The following is a 13613-nucleotide window of genomic DNA, read 5'->3' as shown; positions in this document are numbered from 1 at the left end:
TTTTTTTATGCTCAAACAAAAAAGTAAGACTTTCTCGAATAGAAAGTCTCACAAAATACTTCTTACATTTACACCCTTACAGGAATTGCTTCTGTAAGTTTAGGAGGTACTAAGTCCTTTGGAATCAATGCTTCATATGTTTCCCCGTCGAGGCGTTGTTTCAGCTCTTCTTTTGCTTTTTCGATTAACGTCGGATTTTCTAGTGTAGAAATCGCTGTGCAAGCAATAGCTTTACCTGCAAGAAGTGTCGCTTGATGTGCATATGCTGATTTTCCTTGTGCGACAACCTGCCATGTGTGGAATGGTGTACCAAATGCCCAAGTAGCTGTCGAGCATTGTGCGGTTGGTACATTCCAGCTGACATCGGCAACATCTGTTGAGCCTCCCATGAAAAATGGCTCCTCTGGAAGTGGTGCAATGAAATCTATGATTGGTCTTTTATCCAATTGCTGCGCAACTTCTTTGCCTACTTGTAAAGCAGCTACATGTTTTTCTTCTTCTGAAAGTGTATCGTATATTTTCTGTGCAAAATGAATATCTTCCTCAGTCAGTTTAACCTTGCTTAAATCCTGCATATGTTGATACATGACTTCCTCTAATGTTTTGTTTGGAATTAAGTTATGACAAGAGCCGACAATTTGCTCTTCTACTGTAGTTTCCGTCATAATTGCTGCACCTTTTGCACAATTAAGGACGCGGTTATATAAATCTTTTACTTGATTTGGCTTTGGCGCTCGAATAAGATAAGTTACTTCAGCTTCTGCTTGTACAACATTTGGTGCAATTCCACCTGTGTTCGTGACAGCATAATGAATTCTTGCTTCATCCACGATGTGTTCTCTTAAATAGTTAACGCCAACATTCATTAGTTCTACAGCATCTAGCGCACTTCTTCCGAGATGTGGTGAAGCAGCTGCGTGCGAACTACGACCTTTAAATTTAAAAGTAGCGTTAATAACAGCATTTGCTCGTGCATGTAAGACTATATTAACCGTTCCAGGATGCCAAGAAAGTGCAATATCTACATCCTTAAAATAACCGTCTCTTGCTAGAAATGTTTTGCCATAGCCACTTTCTTCTGCAGGACATCCGAAATATTTCACCGTTCCAGATAGGTTATTTTCTTTTAAGTAATCTTTAACAGCGATTGCACCTGCCAATGCACCGACACCTAGTAGGTTGTGTCCACAGCCATGTCCATTACCATTTGGTGTGATTGGGTCATATTCAAGACTATCAGCACGTTGACTTAGACCAGCTAATGCATCATACTCTCCAAGTATTGCAATCACAGGTTTCCCGCTACCAAATGTTCCGATGAACCCAGTCTCTAGGTTTGCAACCCCTCGCTCAACGTTGAATCCTTCACTCGTTAAGGTCTCACATAATAAATTTGCGGAGTTCATTTCTTCAAATCTTATCTCTGCAAACTCCCAAATTTTATCACTCACTTGTTTGTATAGTTCACTCTTTTCATCAACTAAATATGCAATTTTATCCGTGAAATTCATTTTTTCAGCTCCTCAATCTATTAATTCATTGGTATGGATGGCAACAGTTTGTTTGTTCTGTTTAATCATAAATAACGACATAGCACACACAATGGTAAAACAAATAAGCATCGTAAATGCTGCATTATAGGACCCTCCGAAAGCCTCAACTAAAAATCCAATTAACATAGGTGTTAATACGCCTGCAAACTGTGCGCCTGTATTAATAAAGCCATTCGCTGTTCCTACAATTCCTTCTGGAAGCGTTTTCAGCGGAACGGTTGTAATTAAAATAATATTAAATGACAGCATGACTGTTACAACGCACTGACAAAGAGTAAATATTAGCATATTTGATGCGGTTGCCATTAATAAAAGAAAGGCTCCTGCTACGAGTGCGAATATACCAGCAACTATCTTATCTTTCCCTTGTGACATTTTATCTAAAATATAGCCGCTACACAGCATAGCGAAGATGCCTACAAAAGGGGGGATCGCCGAATAGATTCCGACCGCTGTTAAATCTAAACCTTTTACCTTCGATAAATACATAGGCATCCAAGACATTAATCCCCAGTTTACAGCGTAAATACTAAAATAAGAAATAAATAATTGCCATATCATCGGTGTCCTCAAAACATCTTTTAAAGGTGTTTTTGTTTGAGAAATTTGTTCATTTTGTACCGAATTTGAAGTTTTCCGCTCTTTCACGAAGAAAACGAAACAGAATGCAACGAGCACACCAATTGCACCTACGATGTAAAAAATCGCTCGCCAGCCCATTTGCTTCATCAGAAATGTTCCAACAATAGGTGCAACAACCCCCATTACTGAGCCTGATATTAACATAAACGACATAGCTTTACTGCGTTCGTTCTTAGGAAACCAATTGACAATTCCTTTTGATGCAGCAGGGAAATAACTTCCCTCCCCGACTCCGAAAAGAAATCGAATGATAATTAAAGAAATAAATGACCATGCTACGCCAGTTAGTACTGTAAAAATCGACCACACTAAAATGGTAATGACAAGTACTTTTCTATAACCAAAGCGATCCGCAAGCCATCCTCCTGGAATTTGCATTAAAGCATATCCAGCAAAAAAGCTACTTAACACTATTCCTGTTAATGAATCAGTGAGGCTTAGCTCTTTAGAAATATCAAGAATAGCAAAATTTATGATAAAACGATCGAAGTTCCCTAATGACCAACCTAAAAACAACATGGCAATAACGACATACTTCATATTTTGCGATCTTGTTGCCTTCACCATTTTCCCCCTCCTCTGTGCTATCTAGGTTTGTGTATAGTGCAAAGTATAAAAAAATTAGACTTTTCAGACAATGTGTATTTCCATATAATATAGTTATTAAATATAGATACTTACACATTAAATAGAGGAGAAACGTAATGACAAATAAAGAAAGACTAAAACGGTTTTTCATAGAAACATGTAACCTTACACATTTTCAGCTATGGCAGAACATCCATGACGATCATTTCTCTCTTGTTATTTCTGAAGAGATTGAAGCACATTTGCCACCTCCTTATTGCTATACAAAAGTGGAAAAGGAGTGGCGAACTTCTGATTATACCGACTATTATTATTACCTTCAGGAAAAGTGCACTTTTGTTTTTCGATTAAATACAAATTGTTCCCTTTCATTAGCAGAAGAACAGGCTTTAAACACATTGCTGCGTGCATATTATTCGGAGACAATGTTAAAAAAAGAGCAATTTATTAGAAATAAAATGATGGAAAGTATTCGGGAGATTTCTATTTTAAATGATATAAATACGTTACTGACAAAAATTCTAGAAAATGCTCTGTCGGTTATTCCGTCAGCCGATTTCGGTGTTCTTTGGATGTACGAAGAAGAAGATGCACTTATACCAAAAGCGTGGGCAGGGGGACCTGGTGAGGAAATTAAAAATATGAGAATGAAAGTAGGGGAAGGGATTATAGGGAAAACGTTCAAAGAAAATCAATCTATGATTCTGACTTCTTATATGGATGTCCTAAAGGCATCTTCGTCAGTGTCAGAGAAAAATCTACGCCATTTATTAGATGCTTATAAGTTTGAAAATTTGCAATCAGTCATCTCTGTGCCGATTTCTGTAGAGGAACAAATATTATGTGTGCTAATCATTTATCAAAATGGAAAAATCCCACTATTAACAATAGAAGATAAACAACTTTTAGAAAGCTTTTCCGACCAAGTATCCATAGCACTGATGAATTCAAAGCTATTTGAAAATTTAAAGCTACAAAATGAATTGCTACTTCAACGCGACCAAATTCATCAAACCTTAATGAAGCTCTCTCTTCAAAACACAGGCATGCAAGTAATTGCAAATGAAATACGGAAAATGATAAAACATCGACTTGTTATTGTAGATTTAACGGATGATTCAAGCTTTGCAAGCCCTAGGCAGTGGATCTCTTTTGCCGATATAATGCACATCATTAGAATTGAAAATTCACCTGCATTTTACACTTTTGACATAGATGGAGAAATGGTTGATGGTTATGTACAACCTATCGTTGGAGTGGGTCAAATACTTGGTGTACTGCTGATTGGGACTAATGAACGTGAACTTTTGCCCATAAACAAATTAATTATTGAACAAGCAAGCTCAATTATAGCGTTAGAAATGATAAGGAAACAAACAATTGTGGATTCTTTTTATAAGAAAATACATGATCTTTTCCATGACTTTTTAATGTGTAAAGATCATGTATTGCTTACGAAGAAAGCAGAAGAACTAGGCATCCATTTGAATTCCTATAATGCTGTGATTATAATCCAATTATCAACGAGCTCTGACATTCAAGTGATGGACATGCAAGTACATTTTTTGATTGGAGAGATCAAAAAGCATTTTCAACAACATGCGCCTATCGTTTTTGGCTTTGGTAACAAGATAACGGTGTTATGCCAATTTAAGCGACAAGGAAATGAGATACAGAATCTTGTACAGCAAATGCAGAGCAATTGGCAGAAAACAAAAAATAATTTAATAAAAATCGGCATTGGTTCAATGTACCAAGGGCTTGAAAATATCCAGAAAAGCTTCAATGAAGCGGATAAAGCCTTATCATTTTTAATTACGCGACAACGCTGGGGGATTATGCACTATCAAGAAATCGGTGTGAATCGACTGTTTATACATCAAACACAAGATGAGCTACTCAGTTTTGTTAATGAAATATTTCAACCTTTAGAAAATGCTAAAAATCAACTAGAAGAAACTTTATTAGTCTATTTAGAACAAAATGCTTCAGCAGGCGAGACCGCGAAACAACTACATATTCATGTTAATACATTGTACCAACGACTAAAGAAAATAGAAGAAATACTTATCATTTCCTTTAATAGTCCCGAAGATGTTCTAAAGTTGCAACTTGCTAGATATTTAAGGGGAATGGTTTATTAATATTATTTTTACTGTATAAAGATATAGATTACCAAAAAGGTCTCATCACCAAAAGTTGTGGATGACAATTGTTAAAACGTATGCCATATAAGTTGATTGAAGAGGAGACTGGGAGACCCTGTAGCGAAGCAGGGGAAGGGGAACGAAGGCTAAAAGCTTCATGTCCTGTAATAACGTCCTCGTGTCCAACTCCCTGTCTCTGTCTGCTCCGTTAGTACTCCGCTTTCGCACAAAAAACATCTATTGCTCGCTGCCCAGGCAGAACTGAAATCAACCACACATTATGGTGATGCGCAAAAAAAGAGACTTCCCCTAAACTAGGAGAGTCTCATTTTCATACATTTAACTTCTTTCAGCAAAAGTCTCCCTACCACTATAGGTGGTGAGATGGATTCAGTTTTAAGTCACTTTTCAGCGGGTGTCCAAACATCCGCTGAAATAGAGGCACTCAGTCTAAGAACGCCACGTCCTGTGGCAACGACTGAGTGACCAACATCGTGTTTGCCTAAAGCCTCCGGCGGATGTCAGGGAATCGGAAAGGAGTTCAATAGAGGATGTTAGCCTAAAATCATCGCATCATGCGATAACAGCTAACTGACCTGCGTCGTGTTGCTGCCGCTACGTTAGCACTGCGCTTTCGCACAAAAGACATCTGCAGGCCTAAGCACAAAGCCGATTCTGGACGCAATTATGCCGAACCATAATTGATTTATAGTTCTTCCTGGAAATAAATCTTATAAAACTTTCGATTTGTAGATTCATCGTAACCTACTTCAATTAGTTCATCTACTCGCTCGATATCCTGTACGTTTACCTGGATTTCAATATTGGAATCGAGTTTAATTTTACGTTTATATTTTTTCTCAGCCTTTTCAAGTGCGCTCTCAGAAATAACGGTTTCATAAGGTTTTACCGAATTGATGATAATATCTTTTTGTGTTGGCTCTGCATTTTCAAACACCGTTTCAATATAATTATTTACTTGAAAATCATCTTCATTTCTAAAATAATCAAGCGTTTTATTTAAAAAACCCAGCTTTTCAGTGTTTGTAAAGCTTTCTTCTTTTAAAATATATTTTTTGCATTCTGTTAATGCTAAATTCGTTTTATAATAATGTTCATCTGCAGCTTTAATCTTTAAAAATCGTTCTTGCCAGTAGATAACATCTTCTTTCCTTTTCGTTTTCATAAAGACAGCAGGTGCCTGTTCCGGCCCCATATCTACGATAATGGCCATATTATTGACTTTTTTTACATTAATGCCATCGATACCATTGATAACCATTTTGTTTTGATCGTTTTTTACATCTAAAAACATTTCTTTTTCATCAATTTTAACGATGGCGATTATTTTTTTAGCTTCTGTAGATAGAAAACAATTGTCAAATAATCCGATAAACAATTCGCCACTTTTAATGTTAGGGTGCTGAGATACACTATGTAAGTGTTTAGCAATGTTTATTGATTGTTCAAGAAAACTATTCTCCTGATCAAAAATTGCCCTCACATATGTGTAGACCTCATTTAACCCAATATCTGTTTCATGAAAAAATTCGAATTGCTGCTCCAAATCAATTTTGCTAAACGCTAGCTGTGTAAAAGCTGCCTCTAGCATGACCTCTGGCTGTGACAATGATTCCTCACCTAACACGAGTGTATCGTCAATAAAATGTATAATATATTGAGCTAACTTACTTTCACTTACTTCTAGCATGTTTTCCACCTTCTAAAATTTCATTGTAGATAATATACCATAACATATCCCTCGCAACATTTTCATGTATTTTATTTTTACAAATAATAAAACAAAAAAGAGCAGTGAATACATACATTTAAGAGATTCTTTGGCACATTTGCTATATCATCGGCGGTAGCTGAAGTATACTGGAATTAAACGGAAATGTGCATGGAGAATTTCACGAAGGGAAGAAGCATAAATATGATCTATAACATTAAACCAATAGCTGTAGTGAGCAATAGCCGGAAAATGATTGAAGACGACAATTGGGGTGACGTCATTTCTGCTATTGAATTAACAAAAGATATTCATGAATCTTCTTTAAAAGGGATTGATGATTTTTCTCATTTAGAAATCATTTTTTATTTTGATAAAGTTGTAGATGAGAAAATTCAATATGAAGCGAGACATCCAAGAAATAATAAGGATTATCCGGAAGTTGGTATTTTCGCTCAGAGAGGTAAAAATAGACCTAATAAAATAGGGGTAACGGTTGTAGAATTACTAGAATTAAAGGATAGAACTTTAATCGTTAGAGGCCTCGATGCTATTGATGGAACACCAATTATTGATATAAAACCTGTCATGAAAGAGTTTTTACCAAAAGGTGAATTAAAACAGCCAAGTTGGGCAACTGATTTAATGAAGGATTATTGGAACTAGTATATGTTAACAAAACAAATGAAGGTTTTAATTCAATTGAAGGAGTAAACAATATGTTTTTGAATCTACATATTGAAACCGAAAGGCTAATCATTCGCCCATATGCTTTAACTGATTTGGATGATTTATATGAAGTCGTTTCTGAGCCTGATTTTTATCAATTTATCCCAGAGGATGTACCTAGTCGAGATGATGTTCAGCGGATAATAGAGTGGTCCATTCGATGTAACGAAAAAAATACACTTACCAAAATACATAAATTGAATCTAGCCATAGTAGATAGGAAAAGGCAAACGTTAATTGGCTATTGTGGCCTTGGTCCAGATGATGTAAAAGAAACTGAGGTCGAATTATATTATGGTATTTCGAAAGCTTATAGAGGGCAGGGAATAGCGTATGAAGCTGCACAAGCATTACTGAAATATGCATTTAATAAGATCGGTTTACTGAAGGTTATTGCAGTTGTTCATCCTGAAAACGTGGCATCTTTGCGAATTGTAGATAAACTGGGTATGAACTATGACTATACGTATAACAATCTTAATCCAGAACTGAAGGATTTTGAAGGATTACGCCATTATTCTATAGAGGCTAAGGCATATTAAATGTATGTAACATGGTCAAGGAATTTATTGCGGATGTTGTTAAGCTTAAGTGAGGCCGATTTCCGTTAGTGAAGTGATTAGTTCATTTGCGGAGAGACTCGTCTGTTATGCTAATGGGATGTTTTAATTGAAGTAGTACCAAAAGTAAAAGGAATCTGCGTACATTAAAGTATGCAGATTCCTTTTTTTATGTTTATTATTGTGCGATAGATTGTGCGTTATCGATAATTTCTTGTGGAATGTCGATTGTTTTTAGGTGGTTGAAATCAGTGTATGTCACAACTGATTTTGTTTTCGTTGATAGTTCTTGATCTTCAATTTTTATTTTTAAATCGAAATTCATATCCATTTTATTTGTATCGAAAGTCTTTTTATCGATTTGTAAAATGTAGTGTATTTTATCGATTGTTAAGTTATCAAGTGGATTATTTTCAAGACCCATATCTTTCATTGATTTGTTAATCTCAGAATCGATAAGTTCTTTAAATTTATCGCCCTTAGCGTCTAAAGTTAAGACATATGCATCATCTGTTTGCTCAAATTTGAAATCTTTAATAAAGTCTTTAAGCTGGTCTAATTGTGCCTTAGCGTTAGCAGATGATGCATTTTGCTCTAACATTGTATCTAATTGCTCGTCTGGCAATCTAAACCAACTGTCAGATGCTGTATCCTTCATGAAAACGCCTTGATCCTTCTTCATGTACATATCAATCGGCATTTCTGAAGTTGTTTTTCCTTCACTAGCCATATCTGGCATTGTCATTGAACCTGATAAATGCATAGCGATTGGATCAGTAACTAAATCCATATTCATTTTTGAATCGATGGAAAACTCCATAGATTGTTCGCCTGCTTCAACTTTGGATTCTTGAGTCATCTCCATTTTTGCACTCGAGCTTTTAATGTCAGCTTGGCGCTCTACCGCTTTTTCATATACTTCCTCTAAAGTGAGTTTACTTGTTTTAGTTGTGTCTTTCGTTGGGGTAGCGCTACTGTTACAAGCTGCTAATGTTAGTGCTAGTGCTCCAACACTTAAAACTTTAAAAAATTTGTTCATTACATTCATCTCCTATTCTTGGTAAAAACAATATCTACTAGTATACATGACTATAAAAGGAAAAGTTTCATTATTTTATAAATATTACTAATTCAATATTAAAATAATAGTAAATGCCCAACGTATGCCCCTGTTTATAAGCCTTCCTTCTTATCCTAAGTCGCAAGAGAAGTGGTTCTTGAATAATAATAGAAGAATAAAGCAATCCCTTTTTATTTATGATATAAAAAGTAGATTTATGCCATATATTCTTTTTTTAATAAGGTTGTTTTCGAAAAGATTATTGCTATTCAACTCACGGAGCAGGTTAGTTGAAGAAGGGGTAGTGTAATAATGTGTAGAAATAAACAAATATAAACAATTCTGAACAGGGGGTATTATGAAGGATATTAGTTTATGTATTAAAGAGTTTGATGTTCATTATTACGAATTAGGAAAGAATAATAAACCGACAATAGTCTGTTTACACGGACTTGGAAATAGTGGTGCAGTCTTTTTCGAGTTAGCTGAATACCTGATAGATGATTTTCATATATTATCTTTTGATAATCCAGGTCACGGAGGCACATCACCTTTTGTAAATGAAGATGGTTATCTTTTTTCAAGTCTTGCAAAATGGTATAACGATGTATTCGAACAAGTCTTAAAAGAACCCTTTTATATTTTGGGCCATTCTTGGGGAGCTGATATAGCATTACACTATGCTAAAATGTACCCTAAAAAAATTAAAGGGGTTATCTTACTTGAAGGTGGCTATACGTTTCCAGATTTCCAAGAAGATATGACTTTTTCTAAAGTATATGATGGGTGGAATGATTATATTGAGCATTCCTCGGTTTTTGACACTTGGGCTGATGTAATCGGGGAGTACCAACAATATACTGACAGATGGAATGAAAAGATTGAACAAATGGTTCAAACACTTTTTAATAAAAGAGAAAAATATGAACTTATTAGTTCAAAGTTTACTGTATTATCTATTATTAAAGCATTTTTTAGAGAAAGTTTTACAACAACGTATCCATACATAAAATCACCATTGATTCTTATCCACGCAACTCTTCCCAAAGAGTTAATAAACGCTAGAAGAACAGGAATCAACAAATTAAAACAGCATATAGAAAATGTCACCATTGTTTCAATGGAAGCAACTGATCATATGGTTCATTGGGATAACCCCCAAAAAGTAGCTAATGAAATTCATACCTGGGTATCTAAATGTTGAGCTACGTGGCGATTGCAAAAAAGAGCAATCGCTTATTTACTAATGGGGCAATAGCATAGGATCAAGGCTTTCATATCGACGAACTTTTCTTATGCTGCTAACGGGACCTTAAGTTGAAGAAGATAACAAACTAGAAGCAAACAATCTTTGAGAAAACAGCCAAAATAAAGTAGTAAGGGTGCTAAGACATAAGCGATCATTAGTGGATTAGTTATTGAATAGAGGATTCTAATGGTTTTGTCTTGTAGGCGGGCATGATGAACCGGAAAAGCTTATTGTAAATTGAAGGTCTTCAAATTCATCGTGTCGGCCCTCATGTTGTTGTTGTTGCTTCACTTACGCACAGACTAAAAACATCTGCATATCTAAGCACAAAGCCAATTCTGGACGCAATTAAACTAAGGCAAAATTAAGCAGATATGTACTTGATATGGTTGCAAATAAGTAAGAGAGGGGGGAGAAGGATTGGTATTTTTGAGTTGAGTGTGCTTTGGCGTTGAAAAAATAGAATGACAAAAAGAAAGAGCCGAGAAAATGATACCATTTTCTCGGCTCTGTTTATCAATTATAGCCCCAGATCATTGCGAATAATGTACCAATGATTGTGACAACACCAACGAATACTGAATATAAAATCGTTGTATATAACGTTTTCTTGTCTTCAGATTCACCGATGTGCATGAATAATACTAATTGTACAGTTGCTTGTGCAAGAGCAGTTACTAGTAAAACACCAAATGCCATGTTAAGAGACATATCGAATTTAACAACAGCTAAAGCTACAACCGTTAGTAATAGTGAGAAGCCGAAGCCCATCACATGTTGTTTTGGGAATAATTCCTTCATCAGCTAATCAGTCCTTTCAAGTAGACGAAGCTGAAGATGAAAATCCAAACAACGTCTAGGAAGTGCCAGTACAGTGAGAAGATGAACGCTTTGTTAGCCGTTTGTGGGTTTAAGCCACGGCTAGCTACTTGGATTAAAATTGCAACGCCCCAGAAGAAACCGAATGTTACGTGGGCACCGTGCGTACCAAGTAAAGTCATTAATGCTGATAAGAATGCGCTTGTTCGAATTGTTGCACCTTCATCAACATATGTGATAAATTCATCAATCTCAATGCCTAAGAAGCCAAGACCTAATAGAAGTGTGATGATGAAAAATGCCATCATCGCTTTTTTATTGCCAATACGCATTGCATGAACACCAAGACCAATTGTGAAACTACTTGTTAATAATAAGAATGTTTCCCATAATACTGGTGTTAATTCGAAAATCTCAGCGCCATTTGGGCCACTGCCTGTACGTGTATGAAGTGTGAAATACACTGTAAATAGTGTGGCGAATAATACGATTTCGGCACCAAGGAAAATCCAGAAACCGAAAATTTTCAGGCGATTTTCTTCTGTACTATATTCTAATGGAAGTGAAGAATCGATTTTCATATTATTTATCACCTCTCAAGCTTTTCTCAGTTGCCGTAACTTCTTCAACTGAAATGTATCGACCATGATCTTTTTCAAATGAACGATGAATCATAAAGCCAAATACACCAATCATACTAATGATTGCTGGCACCCATAGATTGAATACAGCGAAGAATGCTGCAAGGAAGAAGAATCCGCTCATCCAGAAAGGTGTGCCAGTGTTGTTAGGCATGTGAATTTTTTCAATTTTACCTGCTGTAATATCGCGACCTTCTTTTTTCGCGAACCAGAATTCATCTAAACGTGTAACAGTTGGAACTACTGCAAAGTTATACTCTGGTACTGGAGAATGAGTAGCCCATTCTAGCGTACGACCATCCCAAACATCTGCTTTTTCATTACGTGGCATATGTTTCCAGCTGTAGTAAATGTTATATACGATTAACGCAAAGCCGACAGCAAGACCAATACCACCGATGAACGATAGCATGTTCAATGGACCGTAGCCAGTTGACTCAGAGTAAGTGTACATACGACGAGCGTAACCATCTAAACCTAAAATGAATAGAGGGAAGAATGTTACGTTAAAGCATATTGCGATAAACCAGAAAGCAGCTTTACCTAGTTTTTCATTTAAACGGAAACCGAACATTTTTGGCCACCAGTAGTGGTAACCTGCAAGTACACCGAATACTGTACCTGGAATTAATACATAGTGGAAGTGGGCAACTAAGAACATCGTATTATGATATTGATAGTCAGCACTTGCCATTGCAAGCATTACCCCTGTAACCCCACCAATTGTGAAGATAGGAATAAAGCCAAGAGCATAAAGCATAGGAGTTGTAAATTGAATTTTACCGTGTCTCATTGTGAGCAACCAGTTAAATATTTTAACCCCTGTCGGAACAGCGATTGCCATTGTTGTAATAGAGAATACGCTGTTTACCATTACACCGTGACCCATTGTATAGAAGTGGTGGGCCCATACTAAGAATGATAGTAACGAAATAACGACCATACTCATAACCATTGATTTATAGCCGTATAAGTTTTTACGTGCAAATGTCGCAATGATTTCAGAGAAGATACCGAAAGCAGGTAGGATAACGATATAAACCTCAGGATGTCCCCAAACCCAGAATAGGTTGGCCCAAAGCATATCCATACCACCATTTTGCATTGCAAAGAATTGTGTACCGAATTGACGGTCAAGCATCATTAATGCAAGTGCTACAGTTAATACTGGGAATGCAAATACGATAATAATGTTTGTAATTAAAATTGACCAAGTGAACATTGGCATTTTCATTAATGTCATACCAGGTGCACGCATTTTAATGATTGTTGCGATGAAGTTAACACCAGTCATTAACGTACCAATCCCTGATAATTGTAAAGCTAAAGAATAGTAGTTGTTCCCAACAGTTGGACTAAATTCTGTCCCAGCTAATGGGAAGTATGCTGTCCAACCAGCATCAGGTGAACCACCGATGATAAATGATAGGTTTAATAAACCACAACCAGCTGCAAATAGCCAGAAGCTGACTGCATTCAGACGTGGGAAGGCAACGTCACGTGCACCAATTTGCAGTGGGATAACAACGTTCATTAAACCAATTACGAATGGCATAGCCATGAATAAAATCATTAATAAACCGTGTGTTGTGAAAATCTCATTATAGTGTTGTGCATCAAGAAGTCCATTATCAGGAACTGCCGTTTGTGCACGCATTAATAGTGCATCGATACCGCCACGGAATAGCATCAAAAGTGCTGTAGCGATATACATAATACCGATTTTTTTATGGTCAACAGTTGATAGCCAGTTTTTGTAGAAATAGCCCCATTTTTTGAAATACGTAAGGCCAGCTACGATAACCACTGCTCCAACAACGATACTAATAGCTGCCGCTAAAATCATCGGTTCTTGCATAGGATGGAATACTTCTTCCATACTCATTGGATGCG

Annotated in this window: 11 protein-coding genes; 4 read left to right on the top strand and 7 right to left on the bottom strand. The window is 36.3% G+C overall.

The window, feature by feature from the left end; genetic code table 11:
• Window positions 1-68: 68 nt before the first annotated feature.
• Together ACQKMI_RS02555 and ACQKMI_RS02550 are read right to left on the bottom strand one after the other, a co-directional pair.
• Entirely contained in the window at window positions 69-1511 is a 1443-nt protein-coding gene (locus tag ACQKMI_RS02555; RefSeq protein ID WP_427487053.1) for a M20 family metallopeptidase, read from the bottom strand.
• 12 nt (window positions 1512-1523) lie between these two features.
• A complete protein-coding gene (locus ACQKMI_RS02550; RefSeq protein ID WP_427487052.1) occupies window positions 1524-2762 on the bottom strand; it encodes an MFS transporter in 1239 nt (412 codons plus the stop codon).
• 137 nt (window positions 2763-2899) lie between these two features.
• Between ACQKMI_RS02550 and ACQKMI_RS02545 the strand changes: the two genes are divergently transcribed.
• Complete coding sequence (locus ACQKMI_RS02545) at window positions 2900-4927, top strand: helix-turn-helix domain-containing protein (RefSeq protein WP_427487051.1); 2028 nt, start codon at window positions 2900-2902, stop codon at window positions 4925-4927.
• 709 nt (window positions 4928-5636) lie between these two features.
• Here the strand turns inward: ACQKMI_RS02545 and ACQKMI_RS02540 are convergent.
• Window positions 5637-6641, bottom strand: a complete 1005-nt coding sequence (locus ACQKMI_RS02540; RefSeq protein WP_427487050.1) for a nucleoid-associated protein — start codon at window positions 6639-6641, stop codon at window positions 5637-5639.
• A gap of 225 nt (window positions 6642-6866) precedes the next feature.
• Here ACQKMI_RS02540 and tsaA point away from each other — a divergent pair, with 225 nt between their 5' ends.
• Both tsaA and ACQKMI_RS02530 read left to right on the top strand, forming a co-directional pair.
• Window positions 6867-7328 carry a tRNA (N6-threonylcarbamoyladenosine(37)-N6)-methyltransferase TrmO gene (gene tsaA, locus ACQKMI_RS02535; RefSeq protein WP_427487339.1) on the top strand — a complete coding sequence of 154 codons (462 nt, stop codon included), beginning with the start codon at window positions 6867-6869 and terminating at the stop codon, window positions 7326-7328.
• Window positions 7329-7381: 53 nt separating this feature from the next.
• Window positions 7382-7933 (top strand): GNAT family N-acetyltransferase, encoded by a 552-nt coding sequence (locus ACQKMI_RS02530; RefSeq protein WP_427487048.1) that lies wholly within the window; start codon window positions 7382-7384, stop codon window positions 7931-7933.
• Window positions 7934-8129: 196 nt separating this feature from the next.
• Here the strand turns inward: ACQKMI_RS02530 and ACQKMI_RS02525 are convergent, their stop codons facing one another.
• A complete protein-coding gene (locus ACQKMI_RS02525) occupies window positions 8130-8990 on the bottom strand; it encodes a DUF6612 family protein (protein ID WP_427487046.1) in 861 nt (286 codons plus the stop codon).
• 379 nt (window positions 8991-9369) lie between these two features.
• Here ACQKMI_RS02525 and ACQKMI_RS02520 point away from each other — a divergent pair, with 379 nt between their 5' ends.
• Entirely contained in the window at window positions 9370-10215 is an 846-nt protein-coding gene (locus tag ACQKMI_RS02520) for an alpha/beta fold hydrolase (protein ID WP_427487045.1), read from the top strand.
• Between the two features lie 561 nt (window positions 10216-10776).
• On the opposite strand, the gene qoxD is transcribed toward ACQKMI_RS02520, so the two are convergent.
• Genes qoxD through qoxB form a run of 3 tightly spaced genes read right to left on the bottom strand, consistent with a single transcriptional unit; the run spans window position 10777 to window position 13605 of the window.
• Window positions 10777-11061, bottom strand: a complete 285-nt coding sequence (gene qoxD / locus ACQKMI_RS02515; RefSeq protein ID WP_323647659.1) for a cytochrome aa3 quinol oxidase subunit IV — start codon at window positions 11059-11061, stop codon at window positions 10777-10779.
• Window positions 11061-11660, bottom strand: a complete 600-nt coding sequence (gene qoxC / locus ACQKMI_RS02510; RefSeq protein WP_323647657.1) for a cytochrome aa3 quinol oxidase subunit III — start codon at window positions 11658-11660, stop codon at window positions 11061-11063. Before qoxC ends, qoxD begins: the two co-directional genes overlap by 1 nt.
• Window position 11661: 1 nt before the next feature.
• Window positions 11662-13605: a cytochrome aa3 quinol oxidase subunit I gene (gene qoxB, locus ACQKMI_RS02505; protein WP_427487044.1), complete on the bottom strand. Its 1944-nt coding sequence runs from the start codon at window positions 13603-13605 to the stop codon at window positions 11662-11664.
• Window positions 13606-13613: the final 8 nt, after the last annotated feature.

It is taken from the genome of Lysinibacillus sp. NPDC097214 (genome assembly GCF_050277945.1).
In the GTDB taxonomy this organism is placed as follows: Bacteria; Bacillota; Bacilli; order Bacillales_A; family Planococcaceae; genus Lysinibacillus; species Lysinibacillus xylanilyticus_B.
The sequence above is the reverse complement of the archived record's forward strand: the minus strand, read 5'-3'. Positions and strand labels throughout refer to the sequence as shown.